Consider the following 23,647-nt stretch of genomic DNA (forward strand, 5'->3'; position numbering starts at 1 on the left):
GAAAAAGCTGGACACCGTCTCTAGCGCTTCCGCCATTTCTGGATTGAATTTCTCAGAGATAGGTGGATATTTTCTCAGATAAAACCGGAAATTCCATTATATTTTCAAAAATACTTGGAAATTCCAGATATACCCTGTGTGACAGGCTTCCAAGATATTATCGCGAATTGACTTAATGTTCGACGTCACTCAGATAACGCCAGTTGATCGCTGACCAGACCGTAATATCGTCCGCGGGACCGGAGGAGGCTTTCATGGGTGCCTTGTTCCACAATCTTACCGCATTCGAGCACGATGATATTGTCAGCCTTGCACACTGTGCTGAGGCGATGCGCCACAATCACACGGGTACGGCCCGCCAGAACCTCGTCGAGATTCTCAACGATTTTCTTCTCGTTTTCGGTATCGAGTGCGCTTGTTGCTTCATCGAAAAAGAGAAAGCTCGGGTTCTTGTATAGTGCCCGTGCAATCAGAATACGTTGCTTCTGTCCAGTGCTCAGGGCAAGGCCATCGTTGCCGACGCGGGTCATCAAGCCGTAAGGCAATTTCTCGACGAACTCGCTGACACAGGCAAGATCAAGACACCGTTCAAGCTGCTGCATATCCATCACTTCGTTCTCGAAGGTGATATTGCGCATAATGCTATCGGAAAAGATGAATCCTTCCTGCATCACCGTGCCGCAGCCTGCCCGCCACGCGCGGATATTGAGCGTGCGCAGGTCAAGGCCGCCCACCCGAATGGTACCCGCCTCCACTTCATAGAGCCGCAGGAGCAGCTTCAGGAGCGTGGTCTTGCCACAGCCGCTCTGCCCGACAATCGCTGTGGTCTTGCCCTGCGGAATGCGCAATGAGAGATGGTCGATGACATAGCCCACATCCGGATCATCGTAGCGAAAGCAGACATCCTCGAACACAATATCGCCTGCAGCGACCAAAACGGGTTCGCCCACGATGTGGCTCTGCTGCTCTACCTCGGTCTCGGTGACATAAACATCTTCTATGCGTTCCGCAGCAATCGACGCATCCTGCGCAAGCTTGAGGAATTCGAGACTCTGGAGCAGCGGCGTGGAAAGCTGTCCGATGACAAGGCTGACCGCCATCATGGTGCCGAGCGTTAGCTCGCCGGAAATAGTGAGGCTTGCAGCAATGAAAGCACAAAGCACCGCCATAAGCTGGAGGCCCATGGTCACACCGACGAATTGCCACTGCTCCACCTTCATTGCGCGGATACCGGTATGGAAAAGGCCTGCCCGTGTGCTCTGCCATTCGTCGCGGTATAGCGCTTCACATCCGCTCAGGCGCATCTCCTGAACACCCGAAACAAGCTGCATTTCCCGGAACTGGCTTTCCGCCATCAGACCGAAGCGTTTGAAATCGAGCGAGCGCCGGACAGCCATGAAGCGCCAAGTCCAGAAGACGAGAAGGATCACGCCCGCCATGAAGATAAGGAAGATCAATCCACTGTAGCTTGCGAGCAATAGGCCATAGAGCACAAGAGACAGCAAGGTGAAGACGATCTCGAAGGCATTCGAGTTCAGGAACAGCTCGATCTTCATATGGTCACCGAGCCGTCCAACGATGTCACCAAAGTTGCGCTGATCGAAGAATTTCATCGGCAGATTTAACAGCCGTGCCATGAAGCGGGTAATCAGCGTGTGATTCACACGGGAGGAAACATACACCAGTATCCAGCGGCGGCAGAAGAGTGAAATACCTTGCCCGGCCAGCACCAGGAACTGACCGATGAGCAAGACCTTGAGAATGCTCATATCGCCAAGGGCGACACCAGCGTCGACCTGCGCCTGCGTAAACACCGGTAGCGACACAGTGAGCGCAAGACCCACGAACATGATGAGCATCAACTGCACAAGGGGTCTGCGCTCGCGGAAGAGAAGAGGCAGCACCGAGCGCAGTCCGGACCGCTTCAGTTTCTCACCGTCAAACGTCTGCGCGGTATCCGAGTGCGTGAAAAACACGCTGACCCCAAAACACTGGCCGTCTTCGCTGATCGAGGTCCAATGGCGTTCAAGCTCGCCAAGCGACAATTTCACGACACCATCGGCATAGGGGTCCGAAACATATGCCATCCCGCCACGGATGTCATGCAACACCACATAATGGTTCTGCTGCCAATGCAGTACGGCCGGGAAGGATCGCGTCTCCTTCAGGTCATCAACCGTGCACATCATTGCCTTTGCCTGCAGGCCATATTGCTCTGCCGCCGTGCACAGATTGAGAACAGAGACACCCTGCCGGGTTTTGTATGTTGCTTTCACCAGTTGGTCATAGGGGACGCGGATACCGAAACTTTCCGCGACCATACGCAGGCATGCCGCGCCGCAATCCATGGCGTCACGCTGACGAAAGTGTGGATGGCGCCGGAAAAATGGCAACATCAAGTCTCCTCCGGCCGGAAGGTATTCCAGAGGCGAGACAAAAGGGTCTGCGGCGCGGTCACAATCTCCGCCGTGCCAGTCATGCCCTCCCGGTACAGGAAATGTTCCCGGCCCCTGTCGGTGACGTCATTCGACAGCGCCACGCGTACATGCCGTTTGCCTTCGACCACCACTGCCGAGAGCGCCTCGACCTCGCCGGCACGTTTGCCAAAGCGATGGAACGGATAGTCGTCAAGCGACACGAGAACCCGGTCGCCGATGCGCGCTTGCCCAAACCCTGTGCCATCAAATGAGCCGGTGGCATAGACCTGCTGCTGATACGGCTCGACGATAAAAAGCTGCTCGCCCTGAGCCACAAAGCGTTGCTCACTCCAGACGCCAAAAGTTCGGAGCGTTCCGCTCACACTCGCACGGAGCAGGTTCTCGCGCTCCCATGCCTCGATCTCGGCCAGAAGCAGCATGCGCGCCTCGGCAAGCAGCATGCCAGAAGCTGCAATGGACCGTTGCCGTGTGTGTTCGAGGTCCGCAAGTTGTTTCGCAAGTCGCAACCTTGCGATCCCGTTCTCTTCGCTCTGCGTCTCGTTTGCGATGATCATGGATTTCTGGTCAAGAATCTGGCTCTCGATTGCTTGTACGGCAAGCCTGCTGCCAACCCCGTCGGCCAGAAGGCCGCGTCGGATATCCGCCTCACTTGTAAGAAGAGCCAGCTTTTCACCCGCTACAGCACTTGCCTCTGCCAAAAGGCCGGCCACTGCATCAAACTGTCTCCGTTCGTCCAGCAATGCCTTCCGGGTCCGTTCATGTTCGTGTGTATCCAGCAAGAGGTCATGTTTCGCGGCCGCCTGCCGCAGGGTCTCATATTTTGCCTGAAGTGGCCCAAGGTTCCGTAGGTGCTCAATATCGCTGTCGAACCGCTTTTCCATAGGTGCTAGCAGCCAGTTCTTCAGGCGCAGGACCTCTTCGTGGTGGGCAGGCCCAGCAAGCACAGCAACCAGTTTGCCAGCCGCTACTTGATCCCCCTCCCGTGCCAGCAGAGCCACAACACGACCCGCACGTGGCGCAATACCGAGCCCCGCATCGGGACTGCTGCTGATTACAACAGGCAGGCTGATTTTCTCCGGTGTTTTGAACGTGGCGGCAAAGACGAGGAACAGCAAAAACGCCGCACCAAGAAGGTAGCCGCCAACACGTTCCAGAATGGTCGGATAACCGAAAAGAAATTCTTCCCGGTTGAGCATATCAAATTTAGCGTCACCCAAAGCTCCCGCCCCCACGCACGCTCATTGTTCCGGCTGTGTCTCTTCCTTCGGCGTCTCAAACTCCTCGACACTGACCTGTCCCTCACGAGCTTTATTGCGCTCACGGATTTTAATTACGTACTCACGCACGGCGACGGGTATCTGGCTTGAGCGTAGGCCAGCTCCCTTAGCTTCGAGAAAATCTAGCATAGCTGGACCCAGCTCAGTGAACACTCCCGGATTAGCCGCATTGGGATTTGTGTCACTCGGATATCCCTGGAAAAAATCAGCGATATAATAGTCTTTCACGTCGGTCTTGATGCGGGAAGCACCGTTTATCCGTGCAGCAAAGGCTGGCTCTGCATGATCCGCGATATGTCTGCGCAGCGATGCCTCATCTGGGAACAGTTCGGCATTCTCTTCATAAAGCGCCGAAACTTCGAGCACATCTCCCCGCATGCGAGCCCCACGGTTGGAATTGACGAACTCAACCGCATTGTCCCGGAGTTGTTCCCATACCCGCTCGGCCGTATAAGCCTCGGGCCGGATGTTGGCGCAGCCGACATAGCCGTGGAACAGGCCGTAGATGACCAGCGGGTTATCCCAATTTGCGAGGATGATGGTATGATGGATGTCATTCAAAGATAGTTTGACGCCGGCGACCTTCAACAGTTTCCGGTCGAGAAGTCCTCGTTTGCCATACAGCAGCGAGCGCAGCTCTTGCTCAGGGTAGCGTTTGGCAAGCTCGGAGATAAGCGTGATATTATAGAGGTTCAGCCAATAGGCCAGTTGCTGATTTTTGGTCCATTCCGCCATCGGCACCACATCCGACATCGCCATAAGATCGGCGCGGATGCGCATCACGGCCTCAAGATTCCCTCCCTCGAAACCGGGGAAATAAAGCCTGTTGCCTTCAAAACGCGTACTTGATGTGTTGCCCTTGATAATACGGCGGCCAATACTAGGTTCAGGCGGGGCTGCATGCCTACGGTCGGACCGCCCGGCTTCAAACACTGTGGCCTTCAACACATACGACCAGTCGTCATACGAAATATTCACGGCCGGTGCGGCTGCCGCCTCAGTAAAGACGGCGTCTATCGAGGATACGGTGGCGGATGCAGCCAACATTAGCCCCACCCCTGCAACCCTCAGTATCTTCCCGCTGAACCCGCTCATTGTTCCGGCTGCGCCTCTTCCTTTGGTGCTTCGAACTCCTCGACACTGACCTGGCCTTCGCGCGCGGCTTTTTTCTCGCGGATCTTGCTAAGATATTCCATTGCAACTATCGGTGCCTTCAACGAACGGAGTTGCTGTCCCTTCGCATCAAAGAAGATTTGTGCCTCACCTGAAGCGGCTGCAAACACTGCTGGGCTACCCTCATTCGGATTTGTGTCATTCACGACCCCCTGAAAGAGGTCAGCGATATAATAGTCTTTCACGTCGGCCTTAATGCGGGAGGCACCATGCACCCGTGCGGCGAATACTGGGTCAGCATAGTCTGCAATATGACTGCGCAGCGATGCCTCATCTGGGAACAGTTCGGCATTCTCTTTATACAGCGCCGAGACCTCAAGCACTTCGCCGCGCATGCGTGCGCCGCGATTGGAGTTGATGAACTCGAACGCATTGTCCTTGAGCTGGCTCCACACCTTGTCGGCGGTGTAAGCTTCAGACCGGATGCTCGCGCAGCCAACATACCCGTGGAACATGCCGTAGATCACAAGCGGGTCATCCCAGTTGGCGAGGATGATGCGATGATGGATATCGTTCAGGGAAAGCTTCACTCCGGCCACCTTCAGGAGCTTCCTGTCCAGAAGCCCGCGCTTGCCGTACAGCAGTGAGCGTAACTCCTGCTCCGGGTAGCGCTTGGCAAGTTCGGAGATGAGTGTGACATTATAGAGGTTTAGCCAATACGCCAGTTGCTGGTTCTTGGTCCATTCCGCCATCGGCACCGCGTCCGGCATGGCGGCAAGCTCGGCGCGGATGCGCATTACGGCCTTAAGGTTTTCATCGTCAAACCCGACAAAATACAGACGGTTGCCCTCAAAGCGTGTGCTTGACGTGTTGCCTTTGACGATGCGGCGCCCGACACCCGGCACTGGTGGCGGTGCATAGCTGCGGTCGGACCGCCCAGCTTCAAAAACGGTAGCGCTCAGGATATAAGACCAGTCATCGTAGGAAATATCCACGTTCGAGACCGTGGCGGCCTCCGTGAAGACAGCGTGGGGTTCCGACGCAGCACGAACCGACTGCATATCCGCCACAACAACAAGAACGCAGCATGACAGGACATATCTTGCAAATAGAATAATCATTGTTCACCTCATCGTCGGATATCACTCAACAGCAACGAGTGTTACAGGGCGGTAAACCGCCCTGTATCGTTGTCAGTTATTCACGTGATCGCGGGTCCAGGGGCGGCCTGGGTCGACTGGACCAGTAATCCCGCCACCCTTCAGGCTTTTCATTTCATCCGCCGTCAGTTCACGCGCCATGCGGCGGGTCGCAATACGGTTTTGCTGTTTTTTGTCCATTTTGTTTCTCCCTATGAGAGTTGGTTAAGTATCTTACTCAGAACAAAACCTTTGCAAGCATATTTATACTATTAGTTTATTCAGCGGCCTCCATAGCTACTCGATGAGGAGCAACGATATGGCGCGATTTGAGAGCCTCGGCCCATGTTTGAAAATCTTGGTTCTGCTTGAGGCTCGGGAAAGACGGTACCCCCGCCATGCCGTTCTGCGCGGAGCCCTCGCCACCAATAAGAAATGCGCAGAAAGTCTCAAGCATACGGCTTTCAGGGCAGGTGTCCTCTATTGGTAGGAAGTTCCCCATCGGGTTCACCTCTAGGAAAATATACTGCCCGTCCGGGGTGACGATGAAATCGAAGCAGCCAAAGACGATGCCTAGCTTTTCCATGAGAAGAATGCAGCCATCCCGCACGACAGCCGGCAACTCATAAAGCGTGAAACCAAGCGCCTCATTCGCATCTCCTCGCCAGTCAATTTTACCGTCAGCCGAGTTCTGGCTATCGATTTTGATACTCACGTCGTGGCGACCAAACATGGTGACACGCACCTCATAGGCTTTGGGCACATAGGGCTGATATATGCCCGGTGCATGGCGCAGCGCATAATCATTATCAAGGTCTCCATCGGACAATAGTGTTGTATAAACCGCGGCTATGCCTCCGTCCGATAACCTCCAGTTAGCTGGTGCAAAGGACTTGAAAATGAGGCCGCTTCTTTCATGTGACCGAGCAAAGGTCCGGATTGCCACTGGGTCATGCGAAGCAAGGGTTTCCGGGATACGGAGGCCACACTCTCGCGCCAGCTTTAGTTGTAATATTTTGTCGCTCGAGATATCATAGGAACGCAGTGGGTTCACCCATCGGGCGTGCGGCGCAAGGCAGTTCCTCAGCCCGGCGATAAAATAGCCAAATTCCTGTTCCGCCACCGGCATATCAGCGGGGTGCATATGAGAAGGCATGACGGGCCTTGATGGACGTCGGTGCCACACGATATCAAAATTTTCCAAATTTTTTGAAGCCAAATCAGGTGCTTGGCATGAAAATATAGGTTCAATTTCATTGCCCAAATAAACTGAACCTGTCTGCTTTTGCGGAACATCGTCCGTGCACCAGAAACTGACACCATGGCCTGCCTGCGCAAGCGCATAAGCCACAGAAGATGCATGTATATCCTCGGCTTGCGCAGTAAATAGAAGTTGCATGTCTCTCCCCCCAGAGATCGAATCTCTTAATCTCAGGTTGCATAAATATAAACTTAATGTCTATAAAATTTTACTGAGACTATCGATAAAGGCGAGCCACTTTCTCTATCTAAACGAAGGCACAAGGATACGCCCGTTGGATGGAGATTTAAGATACGCATTTGATCAAGTTCGCGATTTAGAAGTCACTTTACCTGATTGCATTTTTTGATTTTCTACGAAGTTGAACCGAATACTATTCATGATAGTTTTTGATGACAAACCGTAAGCCAAGCTGGCAAAGTTAAAATTCGACACAAAAAGAGATATCGCGCCACGGGGCTCCGAAGGGGGGATATGGCTGACGTCATAGATATTAATAAGTTGATGGCTGAAATTAACTGGCCGACGCTTAAGACGCAGCGCAAGCAAAAAGCAACTGAAATCGGAAAACGTGGATTCGATATCTTAGTCTGACGTTGTCTCGCAGTGCGTGGGGTAGCTGTGGCCGATTAATTTCTAAGTCCCCACTTTAACGTCTTCTTACATCCTCATTGAACGTAGATAAAAAAGCGTTCGAACGACTAGTCACGGGCACATTTTTGAGTTTTCGATGATTTTTGTTTAGTTACAGCAGCGCAACTGGGGCCATGCGAACCTCTATGGCTTTTTAAAAACCCGAATCCAGTTGAGCCCTTCGCCATATGGCGGGCCGAACCCAAAGTTAGGATTGCTTATTCTGGATGGTCAAAGACAGGGACGAATTTAAAATATCAAGTTCTCAACCAAAGAGTTCGCATCTTTCCGGAAAAGAGATCAATGCCCTCACGCATCTCTCTCTTTCTCTCACAGGTACATAGCCACTGCCTTAGAAGGTTAAACATTGTCGAGACACTTATTCGACTTCCTATATTAGCAACAAATAACGTCGCCATGCTGCAACGCCCTATCCCTTTCTTGCTGTTCCGAAATAGCTTTTCGTTACCGGAGGGCAATCAGAAACCTTTTGTAGAGTGGTTGGATGAGAACGCGTTTCTTCCTTTGCAGCAGAATGACCCAAGGTCATATAGAGTGTTGGTTGAAATAGCTAAGAACTGGATAGACGAGAACGTCGAAGGAAGACCACTTGGCGAGAATAAAGATCGATCGTCACGGCCTGATAGTGGAACGGCTGGCCATTGCCGTCTTCCGTATCCCGCATGTTGCCATAAGCATCATAGGTATAAGGGTCCGTCAGCGCCGATAGCCCATCCCCAATGATGGGAACTGGCACAAGCTTCCATTCCCTATTTCAAATAAAGACTTTAAGGCCGCCCAGAAACAGGCAGAGACTAAAGTAACCTAGCGACAACTATCCAAAAAAGGACCAGTTTTAGATGAATTTTGTGGCCGGACGCCTGCTTTACTATTTACAATAGGTAAAGAGCAGATTATCTTTACGATATGAAAAATGTAAAGAGGTGTTGCTATGCCAAAAGTAAGCGCAAAGAGACAAATAACCCTTCCTGCTTCGCAGTGTGAGGCTCTGGATATTCACCCTGGCGATGAAGTTGAAAGCTTTGTGGCAAATGGAGAAATCACAATAATCAAAAAAGTGGCTGGTGCAGCAAAGGGATTGCTCGATCATGTCAAAGGATCGGCGCTTTTAACCGATGAACAGTCTATGCAGAGTGTTGTTGAGTGATTGCCATCGATACGAATGTGCTGCTTCGCTATCTGTTGCAGGATGATGACGTGCAGGCGGTAAAAGCTTCGAAGTTGTTGAGCGGTCCCGATCGCGTGTTGGTTACTGACGTTGTTCTGGTTGAAACCCTTTGGACACTACGGGGTAAAAAATACAAGCTGCAAAAGGATGAACTGGTGGATGTCATTCTGGCTCTATTCATGGAACCAATGGTTAGGTTTGAAAATGGCCAGGTAGTTTGGAAGGCATTGAATGCGTATAGGGAAGCGAAGCCCATAAAGGGCAAAGAACCTGACTTTGCCGACGCTCTTATCGTTTGCAAGGCGCAATATACGGTTGCGGCAGAAGACGAAGTGTTTGGTGGGTCATATACGTTTGATGTTGCGGCCCAAGCCTTAGAAGGTGCGAAAAAGCCTTAAAAGAACAGTTCTAAACAAAGGACCGTCTTTGTAATAGCCATTCACCTAAGTCCATTCCCCCCCCTTTTGCGAGCCTGTATTGCCTTGTTTGGCCCCATGGGCCTCCTTCTTCCAACTTTTATCTGACCACGGACAATGAGTAGAAATACTGAGGTTTGTGTCATAAAGAGTGACACCCTTGCGAAGGTTGTGCTTCGTAAACTCTTCGCAAGTGGATATACGAGCGCCACTCAGGACCTGTTTGAAGGCATTCAACCCGCCATCCGACGCCATGCAAATATATTGACGAGTGTCACCCATCAGTTTACTTTCCTGTTGAACGCTTCGAATGTGCTGTTGCACGGCGTCGAAGCTCCAATGGTCCCGCAGCTCCGGCTCGGGGCCGTTTCTTTTTCTGAGATATATGTAGCTTCGTGTGGCACCATTCGGTCCTATTTTCGGTATGGTGGCGCAAACGCACCCAAATCTTACCCAGCATCCAACATATTTCTGGCAAGACGGATACTACCAAGGGAACCGAACGCCAGACACGGCTCATGAATAGTTTATTCAGCCCGTGAACTCATACTGGTGTTAGCGCTAAGAGAAACGCATATGTCCAAAGCACACGCGGTACACTGTAAACCAGGGCGGCAGTGAGTGTCAGATTATGCTCCCGTACAAATAGTCTCAATCCTTCTACAAGGGAGCCGAGCTTAGTCGCTTCAACCCATTCCAAGAGATAGAGGGGCGTTGGGCGGTATGCCAAATACAGCAGTCCGCCCACAACCAATGCAAGCCCTGCCAGCAAACACAAGGTAGGAAAATCTTTGAGGAAGGTGCAGTTCTATGCATGCGACGACTCCCCACTAAGACCTCTAACGGCAACTTCCGCTAAAGTTCGACCGACCAACAGTCAGATCCCAATCAGAACCATCCATGCTTTCCTGAAGGCTCACCGTGTCGATGTTCGGAAAAAGATCAAGCCCCGCTGCTCTCTCCACCAAGGCAATAGAGGAGATGCTAGCCTCTACCTTGTCTTTTACGTCGGCCCATTCGACGCCATTGTCATCATTGTTGTGCGGTAGCTTGAAAGAAATCGCATGCCAGGTGCCGTTCTCACGTCGCAAGAAGGTTTTGAAGTAATCGCTTGGAACAGCAACGCGCTCTTTACCGCTGTTGCTCTTCATACGCATGGATGCAGCGTCTTCGTCGCGACCTGGGAGGCCATCACGATCAAAGATGGCGCCAGAGGTGATTAACAGATCGCCATATTTTTCAGCCCAAACGCGTGTCAGGTGTTCAAGAGAAAGCCAAATACCACGATTGAATCGACAATGCTGTGGCGACATATTTGACATCATATAGGTGTTGATCTGTTCGGTAATGTCATCCTTTAAATCCGCGTCGTTGGTCATATGGCCTTGATCGTAGATTGGCTCCTTGTAGTCTGATGTTGAGGCTGCACTGGCGCGTTGTAACCTTGGGTCTGCTCGAAAGCAGTTCACCCTATCTTTGCCCGTTGCACCTGCAATGTCGTTGGCCGTCAGGCGATATGAAACCCAAAGAGCTGTACGTAGGTCTCCGTCATGCCCCAAAATATATCCGTTTTGGAACAGTGCTTTTTCATTATTCGCTGAGATGGTCGTGACCGGCACCCCAAACGGTGCGTGCCTGGCCGCAATTTGTGACTGATGCTGAAGGTCACCCTCGATGGCAATTAGCTGGTCGTTAGCAGCTTTTTTTTCGGAAGTGGTGCAATTTCGGGAAGCCGCATTTGCGGAAGCGGCAATAAGCACCGAGGCTAATAAAGCGCACATGGCAAGCCTAGAAACACAATCCCCCATCGAAATTTCCCTGGAACGTTAAACTCCTATAGTTGAAAGCTATACGATTTCTGGTGGAATTGCTAATATCATTCTTAGTAACAACCTCACAAAAAGAAGAAGTCGTGAGATTAACAGGCTTCTTTTTCTATCTCGGCGAAAGCTGCACTTCTTCCGTACCAACAGACTTTAACTCTCCAGGACCTGTTCAAAAATAGCTTGGGGGCAGCGATGCACAAGAATGCGATGAATGATTTTCTTGTTTTGTCGTACCTTGTAGCGACACGGCGGAATTGTTTGAGTTTATTGAACATGCGTTCAACCAGATTTCGCTCTTTGTAAATTGTGCGATCGTGAGGCACCGGCTTTTTGAGATTGGCGTTTGAAGGGATCACAGGCAGGACACAGTGGAACAGCAGGCTCTGGCGGATATGATCGCTGTCATAACCCTTATCAGCCAAGAACATTCTAAGCTTTGAGGGTACCAGACGATGAGCGGCTCGAAAGCGGGATAGTCCGACGCCTCGCCAGGTGGCAGCAAAGACCCGATCACCGCCCATTCCGCATCCGACAAATCTCCTTGCATCAATACTTCCTCCTAAAAGAAGTCGTGAATCACAATACAGGTCTTCTGGGAATCCCCTTTTATCAACAGGCCTAATTGATTTTTTTTATTTTCTACAAAGCTGAACCGAATACTATTTATGATAGTTTTTGGTGACAAACCGTATGCCAAACTGTCAAAGTTAAAATTCGACACAAAAAGAGATATCGCGCCTAGGGGCTCCAAAGGGGGGGATATGGCTGACGTCATAGATATTAATAAGCTGATGGCTGAAATTAGCTGGCCATCGCTTAAGATGCAGCGCAAGCAAAAAGCCACTGAAATCGAAAAACGTGAATTCGACAACAACCAGGCTACATCTTTTGTACAGCGTGTGCGAACGATCTTTGCACGGGAACAATCGGACACCGATAAGAGGTATGCGTCTTTTCGCACTCTGATGCTGGAAATTCGGAGCGAAATAGATTTCGAAACTCGGGTGATCAAAATCAAAGAAGCGCTCGAAGACATGAAGCAAGAGGTTAGGCGCCAATTGCCCAAGTTGCGAGAAGCGAAAACAAAATATCAGGAAGAAAAAGCCGATTTTGATAATTACCGTGCGCTGAACGGCCTTACCCGACCAGCCATTGAAAAACCGGACCACAAATACTTTTATGATCTCATTGGCATTCTCGCCATTGAAGCCCTTGGCAACATATCGATGATTGCGCCGGTGTCACCCAATCTCGTGGTGGCGATTATTCTGTCGATGTTGATTGGCTTTGCAAACTTGAGCGTGATGTTTCTTGTCGGCTATTTTGGCACCAAAGGATTTTACACTCGCTTCCTTTGGCGCAAGGTCTGCGCCTTTTTAGCGGTAATCTTTGCAATCACCGTCATGCCATTCTTTCACTGGATTGTGAGCATGTATCGCTCACAAGCCGCTCTGGCGTCGAAAAGTCTGGAGAATGGCGACATCATGGCACTGCCCTCTGAAGGGGCGCTCTTCGAGGCTGTTGTCACCTATTTTTCGAAGCATGGAATTGGTTTTCTGGACCTCACGGCCGTCCTGATGTTCGTCATCGGGATAATCATGGGAATATATGCTTGGTACAAAGGCCATAACTACGGAGACCCTATCACTGAATATGCAGCACGGGAAAAGAAACTGCAGGAGCGGCACGATAACTTTTTAGTTCCAAGCGAGACTCTCCGAGAGTCAATCGTCGACTTGAGGAACGAAGTGCTCGACGAAATTAGTGACTACCTCAGAATGCTGCAGCCCCGTCTCCAAAACATCGATATGCACGTGGCTAAAATTGATGGTTTCGAGAAAGAAATAGTCCGGTTCTGCGACAGTTGCCGATCAGCGACGGATGTTTTCCTCAAGCGGTATAAATCGGATGTACTGGAAGGGGATATTCCCCCGTGGTTTTCTGCCATCGAGGAGCAAGCGGTTAGTACGATAGAACTGCCCGATCACTTTACTATCAATCTCAAAGAAGCCAGAGATTTGGCGGAGCAAGCCCACAAACTTGCCGAGACCGAAAGGCCAAGAGCCGAAGCCTATCAGAACGAAGCATTCAACAAGGTCGATCAGCTTCAAGAAAAAGTCGATAAGCTGCTTGAGGGAGTAGACGCATGAGGCGCCCCCGAAATCACCGTTCACGGCCCCAACGGGCCCGACGGGGTCAGTCATTTTTTTCGTTTGAGTTATTGAGACGGAGCGCCGGACTTTTGTTGATGGCCGGCCTCTTCGGTACGGTTGCCTATCTGGTGATCAATGACGACAAATGTGATTATGCCAGCACAAATTTCTGTTCAAAGGAATGCCCTCCGAAGAACATTGTCGCGATCGGGGTTGATGCGAGCGGGGGGTTTGACGCCCGCCAGCAAGCTGCTCTCATGAGCAGCATACGCAGGGCAATTTCGACTGTGCCCGGATCCGAATATTCCTCAACAGGCACAGGCCTGAGCAAAGGCGATCGTATAGATATTTACAACCTTCAGGCGGCAGCTGATGAGGCTATCGCGCCGCTATTATCAATCTGCTTTCCTGGGCAGGAGCCGACATCAGCCAATGATAATGCTCAGTTGGTTCGGAGCTATCACAATCGATTTTGGCAAGAAGTTACTCAGGTTATTTCCGGTGGGCTAAAAGCAGAAGCGGTAAATCAGTCACCCATTGCAGAAAGTATTGCTTCCATCGGCGATGTGGCCTTCCGGTCGGCTGACGCCATGTCATCTAAATATATGATCATCGTCTCCGACTTGCTCCAGAACAGCCCTGCATTCTCTGTCTATCGCGAAAGCCCTGATTTCAGCGCACTCAAAAAAAGACCCGAGTATGTAAAGCTTCGGACCGACCTTGGAGGAGCCAAAGTCTGCATGATCCGAATAAGTCGGTCTGATGCGCTAGAGCGCGCACGCCAAACTCCGAGACTATTGAATTTCTGGGCCGAATATGTCGCTGACAATCTCGGCGAATACGTTGTGGAATGCGAGACGCAGTTCAGGCTTTAAGCGAGTACTAACTGGGATATTGGGGGCCCGTCATGAGGAAAAAATCAAAACCTGCGAGCGAAGACACCGAGCAGGATCTCGCCACAGACGCAGGTGATGCCGACACACCTGAAGTGGCGGAAAGTCAACAAGTGGACGACACGCCACTTGATCAAAAAGATGTATCATCCCCTCAGGAAGAAGACATTAGTGCAGTTGACCCTGAGGCACAGAAGGAAGGCGAAGGCGAAAGCGATGTCGATACGGCGTCCTTGGGGAAGCCGACTAATCCGTCGAACTGGCTTGGGGGGCGTTTTTTCAACGGCCCCCATGACGATAATGTGTCCAGTGTTACGCGAGATGTACCCCGGTACAAAGTGTCGGACCAAAAGGAAAAACAAGCATTCATTGCCGTATTGGTGGTCGGCGTGGCCTTCGTCTTTTTTACCAAACTTTTCGGCTTGCTACCCACATGGATCATTACCGGCACTTCAATGGTACTCGTCGGCGGATACGCATATCTCGCCTATATGATGCGAAACGAGGGAATTCGGGTCGACCGCGCCGGTGACAACGCCTACTACCTTGGCTTGGTGTATACACTTACCAGCATGTCTGTTGTACTGATCCGCGGAGATTTCGGCGCTGGTGCGGCTGAACAGATTTTGTCGGGGTTTGGTGTCGCGCTCGGATCCACAATCGCCGGTATCATATCGCGAATAATCCTGATCCAGTTCCGTGAGGGGGTAGAAGACCTGGAGCGAAGTGCAATGGTTGTCCTCAAAAACACCGTGCAAGACCTTGAGCACGCACTCATCAGTTCCGTTGAGCGGGCAACTGCGTTTTCTCGTGTGTTGGAAGATCACTCCTTGGCCGTGAAGGACACGTTCGCGGCGAGCTTCAAGGAGATCGAGACAACATCTCATGAGAACGTGAAAGAAATGAGCACTGCCCATATTGAATCACAAAGGGCGCTTGCGGAAGAAACCAAAGAAATCCTCAAAAGCGCTCGGGACTCTATGGCAGAAGCGGTGACACATATGGCTGAAACCAGTCAGATAATTCGTGATGGTGCGAAGAGTGAACGGGAAGAATTTGGCCGCTTTTTGCAAGCGATCAGTACATTCTCCACCCAATTGGAAAAAGTTCAGGTCCCAACAGACATCATCACCGAGTTCATCCGCAGCCTTGAGGAACAACGCGACCATACCCGTCGCATCATCAGCGACACCGATTTGCTATATACAAATCTCAATGACAAAAGTGTCAACCTGAACAGGCGTCTTGAGGATATCACAGCAGATATTCAGGAACTCGCGAAGTCTATCAAGGACGAACACTCTTCAGTTTCAGATGTGACACATAGCTTGGCAGCGTTGGCCGATGAGGTAAAACGCTCCGGTACGCAGATCTCTGCCACCAGTACATCGCTCAACGCAGGCGTCGACGAATTCAAAAAGAACAGCAGTGCCTATGTGAACACACTTGCTGAAACAGCAAATTTTCTCGCTGATGAAATTGGCCGAGGCAAACGGTGATGCGGCAATCGGATACAGAGTATCGCCGTGGAACACTTCTCGGCCTCACTCTAGCGGAAACACTGCTCATTCTGCTTTTCCTGTTTCTTCTCCTTTTTACAGATGTCATCGACCAAAAGGACAAGGAGCAGGATAACCTGACGGCTGAGATCAAGCGTTGGCGAGAGGGGATCGAGAGTATTTTCGAAGTCCAACAGCCAGAGAAGTTGCCGGGAAAAATCGATCCGCAAGACCTGGATCGCCCTCTCGATGAGTTGCAGCTTATTGCCAACGAATATGCCACGGCCCGTGAAGAAATTGATCAACTGAGAAGTACACTTTCAAAAATTTCCGACGACCCATCAAAGATGGATGAAGTGGTTGAGCGTATCAAAGAAGTCGCCAAAGCAGAGGCCGAACTAAAAAAAATAGAAGAAAAGTTACCCAATAAGGATGTTTTGGTCGCCCAGGCCGAACAGCTTAAACCGCAGGAAAACCCAGGCGCGGTTATCGAACAGGTCATGGGTGAGCGACTGGCCTTGCAGCAACAAGGCGGGAACATTGATGACGCCATTACATGTGCCGGCAAGCTCAAATCGTGCGACATGGAAAAGGAAGGTCTCATCCAAAAGTTTGCGGCAACCCTCGCGAATTTGGAGCCGGCGTCATGTTTAAAGTCGAATATGTCGTTAGATGGGATTCTGTCCGAAGGGAGCATTCTCTACAGCTTCGACATTTACCTTTCGCCTGAAGGTATCATGGTCATCCAGGGCGATGGTGTCCCCCCTCGGCCAGAGTATGGCTGGTATACGGATTGGTATGCGACGTTGGGCACGCTACCACTAGAGAGACCCCTTTCCGCCGAAGAGTTTCGCCGCGCGTTCAAGCCCTTCTACGACAGAGCTGCCATCACAAACAATGCCGAACAAGGGCGGGATGGCAGGCCGTTTGGTAACAGCACGCTGGACTGTCGATTTTATGTTCGGCTCTTTCGCACGCCTGACCTGACCGATGTAAATTCAGCCGAAACCTTGCGCCACAGTGTTGAAAATATCTTCTATAAAAGCGAGCGGGGATCAAAAGCCTATGATGGTTGATAGCGCCCTGAAACTAGCCTTGAGCAAGTTGCTCAGTAGTGCGTTGAAGCGCGTCGGCACCGAGTATGATTTCGAAGGCGTGGATTCTTTCCACCCCCGTGAAATTAACGACCTGAGGCCGATGTTTTCGTCACTGAAGGACCGGCAAGCAATTTATTTGCGAGCGCGCTACCATATCCAGAAATTCATCCGCAAATTCTAAACCCGAATGCGCTTGGAAGGGCGGCATGGCAACGGGAAACCCTGTCAAACTCCCTCCAATCTCAACGCAATTATTTCCTTGGCTTTCAGGCGAATTTCGCGACTGAAATCGTACCAGTACCGCCCCTCTGGCACATATTCAAAGTCGTGCAGCTTGGGATCCGTGAGCGCGTCGGTCACAATGCATATTCGGTATATGCCATCTGCAAAATGACCTTTTTCAAATGCCCTCATCTTCTTTGTCTCATTCGGACTAAACTCTGCCTGCACATCAGGCACTGATCGTCCTTTAACCTCAATGCATAGCGTGGTGTCTGCCCGCTGGGCCTTCAGGTCATACCCCAAATTTTGGTCTTCAAAAGACTCGACGCTATAGCCCAAGCCAACGAAATGCCGTTTGACGTGCTTGATTGCACTCTTTTCCACACGCTTATTATTTTCCACATCGACACGGCGCTTCGCCTTTTTTGTCAGCGGTCGAGGCACACGTCCGGCGACAATATCGTTGATCGCCGCCTGGATATGCGCACATTGGTCTGTCGCTTTATTGAGATAAAAAACCGGCGCCTGACCGGGCCATCCACTCCCTCTGCCTTGGGCTGTCGGGATGATGGTTGTGCGTTTACTGAGCGGGAGCAGATGACAGTCTCGCGCTTTCGCTTTCACTCTGAAGGTGAACTGTTCGCCTTTATAGGTCCGCATTTTCTTCGCGTTTTCATCATCATGTTCTTGCGGGTAACGGTAGAGAGTGGCGTTGTCATACCACCCCACGATCGCTTTTCCTTTGCCTTGGCGGGCAGGTGCCGTCCAGACTACTCTCACACCCTCGATGGCTTGATCTTTGGGCGCCGCCCCCAGGTTTTGAAGATTGAGCTGTTTCGGCTGACCGGATGACAAGGCATATTGGACATGGCCGTAACAGTATCCATCGATGTTCAGAAAATTGAACATTTCATGGCTCCAGTCCAATTCGGCGGGCCATTTAAAACCGCCAGCATAAAAGGAAGGCGGGGCCTCATATCCCTGATATTCTTTCATCCATACGCCGTGCAACAGGACGGTTGGCGGTGTTTCTGGCATTGCGTGCTCCCATTTGGCATCAGACGTCGGCTGAACCTGAATGCATGGCCGCAACTTAGCCAAATATTTTCACACCTGTCACGAGCAAAAGCGCTCCCCAGCAAGCCCTCACAACCAGAGACAGTGAAGCACGCATTCGGCCCACACTCAAATATGGTTAACGCTGGACGCATGAAGTTTGCATCCGCATTTCTCTCGTCGGCCTTCATTTTCCGTTCAATATATTTATCATCGATAACTTTCGGTTATCGATGATAATTGTGCTATGCTCGCCACCATGTCCGACCCCGAAAAAGCCGATGAAACGGCCGATCGGCCACCGTTGTCACCTCCCCTCGAGGCGGACCAAGGCCTCACGCCTGACGCACCTGCCACCAATCTGTTTACAACCGCCGACGCGGACGCTGCCCTTCTTATGGGGTGGCTTCCGGTCCAGGAAGCGCTACAACACGACCTGGATGAAGTGTATGCCCGGGTACGCGAACTCTCCTCGATGGCGCGTTCGGAGAATACCAAACGGGCCTACCGGGCCGGCTGGCGCCAGTATGAGGACTGGTGCCGCGGCATTGGGGTCAAACCGCTCTCCGGCGACCCTGGCATCGTCGCACTCTATCTGGCCATGCTCTCGAAAAAGGTGCTGCCCTCGACCCTCAAGGCCCGGCTCGCGGTGATCTCGGTCGCGCACCGCCTCGCCGGCATCAAGCTCGACACCCGCCACGAAGCGATCCGGCTGGTGTGGCAAGGAGCGGCGCGCGAGAAAGGCCTCGCGCCGCGCCGCCAAGCTCGCGCGCTGCACTATCGGGCGCTGCCCGCGCTTATGGATGTGTTTGATGATTGCCCGCTCGATATTCGCAACAAAGCCATGGTGCTCCTCGGCTTCGCTGGCGCGCTCAGGCGCACCGAGATCTCCCAAATGGCGCTGGAGCATGTCACCCTCGCCAGAGACGGTCTCACGCTCTTCCTACCCCGCTCCAAGGCGGACCGTTTTGGTCTTGGCGAGAAGATCTTCATCTCTCCCCATCCTGACGCGCGCTTGTGCCCAATCAAAGCCCTCACAGCCTGGCTCAAGATCCGGCCCGAAAGCGGCAGCCGGCTCTTCCTGTGTGCGAACAGGAACGGCAGTTTCCGGGACAAAGGGATCAGCGAGCAAACCGTCGCGCGTATCGTCAAGGATGCGGTCGAAGCCCTCGGCTTCGACCGCACCGTCTATAGCGGACATAGCCTGCGCGCCGGGCTGGCCACCTCCGCCGCTGACGCCGGCTGCGACCTCAAGGCCATCATGACCCAAACCCGGCTGCGCACCGCCAAACAGGCCATGACCTATATCAGGGATGCGGAGCGGCGAAGGCAGAGCGTGACGCGGACGCTGTTTCAGCCGATCGAGGTGGACAGTCAGGAGCCCTCACCCCCTTGAGGGAGCTCATAGTTCCCTTTGCGCCCGTTGCCTCGCTTCATAGGCGCGCACGTCTGACACGGGCACCCGGTGCGTAATCCGCTTGCCGTGCCACAAAGGTTGATCTCTCAAATGGCCGCTAGCCACCAACCGGTCGAACTCCCGTTTCCCGATCGACAGGCGCGCGCAAGCATCCCTTTTTGTCAGAAAATTAGCCTGTAGCGGATCGAAGCCTCGTGCGCCGCCGCACCCGGTGACGCCCAACCTGATTTCTTCCTGAATAATAAAATTATGTGTTTCGTTGAGACAGCTATCTACTGTGACGACCTGCTTGACCCCGTACAAAGTCGGATAGAGCCGCCCCAGAGAGTTCCAAAGGCCGCTTTCACTGACGGCTTCGTCCAATAAGCGGGCTTCGTGGCATTGGCGGAGATAGTTGTGGAAACTCGTTGGCCAGTGCTCGATGGCTGGCACCACCAATTTCGCGAATTCCGGCCGGTCGAAATCGTTCACCTCGTTTTTCCGCTCAGGATGATAGCGATAAAGAAGCTCCAAGGTCGTGAGCAGTTCGCCGAGCGACATCACATCTGCTATTCTATGACAGTCGTTAATTCCGAGACCTAGTCCCCACTTCCCCGCCTTATGGGCAACCAGACGGGACAATTTGAGAGCTGGTTCCGTGGCCGGGCGCGATTTCGCCTCATACAGAGCAGCACCGCATTCACCACAGCTCAATGGATCGGGGCGGAAGCAGGTAAGCCGGGCACCACAAGAAGGACAGCGGTCGCACAACATCGTGTTGTGACGAGGACATGCGGTGAATACGCGCAGCTCCCAGCAACGGTAGAAAAACCCGTCTTCCGCCAGGCATTCTGCGCAGAAGCGACGTGCCTGGACATCCACATTTTTTGCCCGAGCCACTTCACCGCCCGGCACAAACACGAAGTTTGCCGGCTTCCGCTCCGGCTTAAATGTCATTCTGGTAAAGCGACCGGCGAAGTAGCCAGCGTCGGCGTCCATCTTCTCGGCCAAGAGCCGGAGGGTTGCCAGATATTCCTTCCGCGGCTCGATATGACACCCGTAGGTCTCGGCGATGGCTTTGATCGACGGATAATAGTTGGCCGCAGTCAACCGCATCAGATAGCCAACAAAACTTTCGCGGGCGTGCGGTACCACAAAGATAGGGAAAGCGAGTGGCCTATCACGAAGCGGCCGGGACGGGATTTTACGCTCAATCACACCATTGATCCGAGAAAGGGTTTCCGACGCCTTCCAGATCTTTTTCTTGGCTGCACAACTGGTTAAAAGCGCACCAGAGATCTTTGGCCACAATCTCCTCCCGACGCTGTGACAAGGCCTCTAGCCCAGCCGCGATCAGAAGCCGCGAAACAAACCCTACCCGCCCCAGGGTTGCCCGGTGAACTTGTGCTGCCATGGCTTTTGTCGCCAACATAGAGGCGTTAGCGAAAGGCATCGCATCGCTTAGAAAGAGCAATAAACATTGAAAGGCCTCAATCTCGTCCTGGGATGTAAAGCCAAATGGCTGAACGGTAACAATCCGTTGGGTCCGGCGATGCAACTGCTCGCTGGACGAAATGACTTGTGTCATCTTAGGAAGGCCGAACACGAAGATCGAAAGGTGGATTTTATCAATAAGGGCTTTGAACCAGTCGACACATTTTTCAAGAACTTTCTCTGTTTCGCGATCGATAAAGTGATTCAACTCGTCAAACACCACGGCAGAGACTTTCAGGTCCTTTATAAGACCGACAGCGCGAGTGGTGAGCTCTGAAGTCCGGCCTTTTTCAGCCCGAGGATCGCCAAGTGCCTCCAAGACGGCTGTGGCTAAATTTTTGACCGTGCTATTCGGAGGAACGTAGACAACCAAGATGGTGCCACCACCAAGGACACTTCCTCCGTTCCGGCGGACAAAAAACTCCATCAAGCTTGTTTTACCCAGACCCGTCGGTCCCTGAACAAGCATCATCTTGCCCGATTTCGCTCTTTTCATGCTGCAGTGAAAGAGCCGGAGTTCACGGGCTAACCGATCGATTTGGTCGTACACTTGGTATTGGTGATCGAGCGCTCCCAGAATTGTCACACGCTTTTCAACTTCATCCTCGGTCAACATTTGGACGTACCTCGCTCTTTATCCTGCAAACTTTTGCGAAGGGTCGCAATCTCTTGGTGCGTTGAGGCATCCGGATTAAGGGTGTTTTTAGGCGCCTTTGCCTTGGGTCGCCGCGGTGTCTTCAGAGCTGCAACTGCGTGAGCTCGATCATTGCCGCGCACCACTTTCCGGCCGTATGCGGTAAGATGCTTCCTGATTTTTCGTGCTTGCACCGCCGCGTCTGAGCCCGCGATAAGTGCCTTCTCGCGCTCCACTTCCTCAGCCCTTATGGCCTCATGGAGCCACAGGTCGCGCCCTCGGTATTCCGTCTTGTCGGTCGGCACCTTGATAAACCGCTGCTCATTCGGAACTTTGACGTAAATAGCCCCGATATCTACAGGGTCTACTCTGAGATCGATTATGAAAGGCTTAGCCCCGAGCTTCTGCCAAAGTCTCTTTAACTCGTCACTCTGGTAAAATGTCCCGTGAATTTCGATACCACGCTTCTGCAGTGTGCGCGTCTCATGAATGGAACAGCTCATGCGCACCGATTCAGGGCTGGCTGGCAGGTCCACGGGGAACTGCTTCACGCCTTCGACCCACTTATTCATCGGAATGTCGCAGAGTGTCCTATGAAAACGGTGAACATACACATCGACTATCCACTTATGCAGACTCTCGTAGAGCTCTTGATAAGGTATACAAGCTCTCTGAGCTGCAAGCGTTACTTCAGTTGTATTCTCGACATCGGGAATGAAGCCAGGCAAACCTTTCAGAAAACTGACCTTAAGCGTTCCAAAGAAGGACTCTATCGTGCCTTTCCAGTTGGGTGAACCGGGCGGGCAAATGACCGTATCAATACCCATTTCGACACACATCCGCTCGTGCGCTTCCCCGACAAACGGTGCCCCACGATCGGCCACCAATTTGTGTGCCAGACCATGAACCGGGTATGCCTTCTCCACCGAAGGCAGGCTCGAAAGGAGGTCACTATACCCGAGAATACCACGCCGGATCCCAGCGCCAACACTTGCAAAATCCGCTCGAAACCCAAGGGAAATGGCCCACGGCACGCGCGAAAACAAATCGATCGCGACATATAGCCAGGGACGAATGACACCCCCACCAGGCAAGGGGATGTAAATGGGCAGCATCTGATGGTCTTCATAGAGATATTGAAGCGGCGCAGTGGCCTCATAGCCTTTACCTGTCGCCCGAAACTGAAGGTCAGCATGGCGGCGTCCATGGTGGGCGACCGCAACAGTGTAGCAATCAAGGCTCCCGAAGACACGATAGCACGTCGCTTTACTGACCGTCTTTGCTCTTCCCGTGTACCCGGCAGCGGCGCGGATATTTTCAATTCCGGGAATAATTTCTTCTTCGATTATGACGCGCTTCGAAGGTGGATTGACTTTCAAAAATTCTCGCTTGATGACCTGTTCGCAGAACGTCATTTCTTCATCCGTGAAGGCATGCCTTTTGCGGCCGCGGCCACGGAATTTAGGCACCAGAACGTCGTTGTTTTTACCATGCCTGAGCCATTCCCGATACCAGCTCGCCACTGTACTTCGCTTTGGCGGACGTTTATCCGCAATGATTACCGCGACATCACGGATCACAGCCTCTATAATCGAACGGACGGATTGGTCGGGGCGACACGCACGGTGCAGCGACGTAACGTACCAAAGTCGCCTGCTGTAGACCTCCTTGGCTTTTCCGGTTAGGTCTACCCTGTAGCCGAGCTTTTCCTTTTGTTCTTCAGGCTGAAACAAAGTCAATTCACCTGAGAGAATTTTCGCTTCCAGATCCTCCCTGCTCATTGTGCGATGGCGACCGTTCGCCACAATCTTGAGCACCACCCCATGCCGAGTTTCTAACTCGTCGATTTTCAGGTCAGTATCACCATCAAACAAAATAAGACCGACGTGCAATTTGATCCGTTCACTCACT

Annotated in this window: 21 protein-coding genes; 8 read left to right on the forward strand and 13 right to left on the reverse strand. The window is 52.2% G+C overall.

Features of this window, described 5'->3' with window-relative positions:
- Nucleotides 1-185 precede the first annotated feature (185 nt).
- The 7 genes from ACOOGA_RS04105 to ACOOGA_RS04135 all read right to left on the reverse strand — a co-directional run bounded on the left by ACOOGA_RS04105 (nt 186) and on the right by ACOOGA_RS04135 (nt 8,618).
- The gene (locus ACOOGA_RS04105; RefSeq protein WP_420429504.1) at nt 186-2,396 is read right to left on the reverse strand and encodes a peptidase domain-containing ABC transporter; all 2,211 of its coding nucleotides are present in this window, start codon (nt 2,394-2,396) and stop codon (nt 186-188) included.
- Nucleotides 2,396-3,655, reverse strand: a complete 1,260-nt coding sequence (locus tag ACOOGA_RS04110) for a hypothetical protein (RefSeq protein ID WP_420429506.1) — start codon at nt 3,653-3,655, stop codon at nt 2,396-2,398. The genes ACOOGA_RS04105 and ACOOGA_RS04110 overlap by 1 nt, the downstream gene beginning before the upstream one ends.
- A 21-nt stretch (nt 3,656-3,676) precedes the next feature.
- Complete coding sequence (locus tag ACOOGA_RS04115) at nt 3,677-4,762, reverse strand: DUF547 domain-containing protein (RefSeq protein ID WP_420429508.1); 1,086 nt, start codon at nt 4,760-4,762, stop codon at nt 3,677-3,679.
- A 44-nt stretch (nt 4,763-4,806) separates the two neighbouring features.
- Complete coding sequence (locus ACOOGA_RS04120; RefSeq protein ID WP_420429510.1) at nt 4,807-5,949, reverse strand: DUF547 domain-containing protein; 1,143 nt, start codon at nt 5,947-5,949, stop codon at nt 4,807-4,809.
- A 72-nt stretch (nt 5,950-6,021) separates the two neighbouring features.
- Nucleotides 6,022-6,168, reverse strand: a complete 147-nt coding sequence (locus ACOOGA_RS04125) for a hypothetical protein (RefSeq protein ID WP_420429512.1) — start codon at nt 6,166-6,168, stop codon at nt 6,022-6,024.
- Nucleotides 6,169-6,244: 76 nt separating this feature from the next.
- On the reverse strand, nt 6,245-7,366 hold the full coding sequence (locus ACOOGA_RS04130) for a hypothetical protein (RefSeq protein ID WP_420429514.1): 1,122 nt from the start codon (nt 7,364-7,366) through the stop codon (nt 6,245-6,247).
- A 1,066-nt stretch (nt 7,367-8,432) separates the two neighbouring features.
- Entirely contained in the window at nt 8,433-8,618 is a 186-nt protein-coding gene (locus ACOOGA_RS04135) for a hypothetical protein (RefSeq protein WP_420429516.1), read from the reverse strand.
- A 195-nt stretch (nt 8,619-8,813) separates the two neighbouring features.
- On the opposite strand from ACOOGA_RS04135, the gene ACOOGA_RS04140 reads away from it, so the two are divergent.
- Nucleotides 8,814-9,029 carry an AbrB/MazE/SpoVT family DNA-binding domain-containing protein gene (locus ACOOGA_RS04140; protein WP_420429518.1) on the forward strand — a complete coding sequence of 72 codons (216 nt, stop codon included), beginning with the start codon at nt 8,814-8,816 and terminating at the stop codon, nt 9,027-9,029.
- Nucleotides 9,026-9,448, forward strand: a complete 423-nt coding sequence (locus ACOOGA_RS04145) for a PIN domain-containing protein (protein ID WP_420429520.1) — start codon at nt 9,026-9,028, stop codon at nt 9,446-9,448. The genes ACOOGA_RS04140 and ACOOGA_RS04145 overlap by 4 nt, the downstream gene beginning before the upstream one ends.
- An 857-nt stretch (nt 9,449-10,305) precedes the next feature.
- On the opposite strand, the gene ACOOGA_RS04150 is transcribed toward ACOOGA_RS04145, so the two are convergent.
- Nucleotides 10,306-11,274 (reverse strand): DNA/RNA non-specific endonuclease, encoded by a 969-nt coding sequence (locus ACOOGA_RS04150; RefSeq protein ID WP_420429522.1) that lies wholly within the window; start codon nt 11,272-11,274, stop codon nt 10,306-10,308.
- A 110-nt stretch (nt 11,275-11,384) separates the two neighbouring features.
- Nucleotides 11,385-11,714 carry a transposase gene (locus ACOOGA_RS04155; RefSeq protein ID WP_420429524.1) on the reverse strand — a complete coding sequence of 110 codons (330 nt, stop codon included), beginning with the start codon at nt 11,712-11,714 and terminating at the stop codon, nt 11,385-11,387.
- Nucleotides 11,715-12,053: 339 nt separating this feature from the next.
- Here ACOOGA_RS04155 and ACOOGA_RS04160 point away from each other — a divergent pair, with 339 nt between their 5' ends.
- The 5 genes from ACOOGA_RS04160 to ACOOGA_RS04180 all read left to right on the forward strand — a co-directional run bounded on the left by ACOOGA_RS04160 (nt 12,054) and on the right by ACOOGA_RS04180 (nt 17,115).
- Nucleotides 12,054-13,442 (forward strand): hypothetical protein, encoded by a 1,389-nt coding sequence (locus ACOOGA_RS04160; protein WP_420429526.1) that lies wholly within the window; start codon nt 12,054-12,056, stop codon nt 13,440-13,442.
- Between the two features lie 98 nt (nt 13,443-13,540).
- Entirely contained in the window at nt 13,541-14,320 is a 780-nt protein-coding gene (locus ACOOGA_RS04165) for a hypothetical protein (RefSeq protein ID WP_420429528.1), read from the forward strand.
- 32 nt (nt 14,321-14,352) lie between these two features.
- A complete protein-coding gene (locus ACOOGA_RS04170) occupies nt 14,353-15,837 on the forward strand; it encodes a hypothetical protein (protein WP_420429530.1) in 1,485 nt (494 codons plus the stop codon).
- Nucleotides 15,837-16,913 (forward strand): hypothetical protein, encoded by a 1,077-nt coding sequence (locus ACOOGA_RS04175; protein WP_420429532.1) that lies wholly within the window; start codon nt 15,837-15,839, stop codon nt 16,911-16,913. The genes ACOOGA_RS04170 and ACOOGA_RS04175 overlap by 1 nt, the downstream gene beginning before the upstream one ends.
- Nucleotides 16,903-17,115, forward strand: coding sequence for a hypothetical protein (locus ACOOGA_RS04180; RefSeq protein ID WP_420429534.1), 213 nt, complete (start codon nt 16,903-16,905; stop codon nt 17,113-17,115). Before ACOOGA_RS04175 ends, ACOOGA_RS04180 begins: the two co-directional genes overlap by 11 nt.
- A 44-nt stretch (nt 17,116-17,159) precedes the next feature.
- On the opposite strand, the gene ACOOGA_RS04185 is transcribed toward ACOOGA_RS04180, so the two are convergent.
- Entirely contained in the window at nt 17,160-18,152 is a 993-nt protein-coding gene (locus tag ACOOGA_RS04185; protein WP_420429536.1) for a protein NO VEIN domain-containing protein, read from the reverse strand.
- A 307-nt stretch (nt 18,153-18,459) separates the two neighbouring features.
- On the opposite strand from ACOOGA_RS04185, the gene ACOOGA_RS04190 reads away from it, so the two are divergent.
- Entirely contained in the window at nt 18,460-19,608 is a 1,149-nt protein-coding gene (locus tag ACOOGA_RS04190; RefSeq protein ID WP_420429538.1) for a site-specific integrase, read from the forward strand.
- 6 nt (nt 19,609-19,614) lie between these two features.
- Here the strand turns inward: ACOOGA_RS04190 and ACOOGA_RS04195 are convergent, their stop codons facing one another.
- Genes ACOOGA_RS04195 through ACOOGA_RS04205 form a run of 3 tightly spaced genes read right to left on the reverse strand, consistent with a single transcriptional unit; the run spans nt 19,615 to nt 23,646 of the window.
- Nucleotides 19,615-20,826 (reverse strand): TniQ family protein, encoded by a 1,212-nt coding sequence (locus ACOOGA_RS04195; RefSeq protein ID WP_420429540.1) that lies wholly within the window; start codon nt 20,824-20,826, stop codon nt 19,615-19,617.
- Nucleotides 20,819-21,718, reverse strand: a complete 900-nt coding sequence (locus tag ACOOGA_RS04200) for a TniB family NTP-binding protein (protein ID WP_420429542.1) — start codon at nt 21,716-21,718, stop codon at nt 20,819-20,821. The genes ACOOGA_RS04195 and ACOOGA_RS04200 overlap by 8 nt, the downstream gene beginning before the upstream one ends.
- Nucleotides 21,712-23,646 (reverse strand): Mu transposase C-terminal domain-containing protein, encoded by a 1,935-nt coding sequence (locus tag ACOOGA_RS04205; protein WP_420429544.1) that lies wholly within the window; start codon nt 23,644-23,646, stop codon nt 21,712-21,714. Before ACOOGA_RS04205 ends, ACOOGA_RS04200 begins: the two co-directional genes overlap by 7 nt.
- Nucleotide 23,647: the final 1 nt, after the last annotated feature.

Origin of the sequence: Kordiimonas sp. (genome assembly GCF_965216265.1) — a bacterium.
In the GTDB taxonomy this organism is placed as follows: Bacteria; Pseudomonadota; Alphaproteobacteria; order Sphingomonadales; family Kordiimonadaceae; genus Kordiimonas.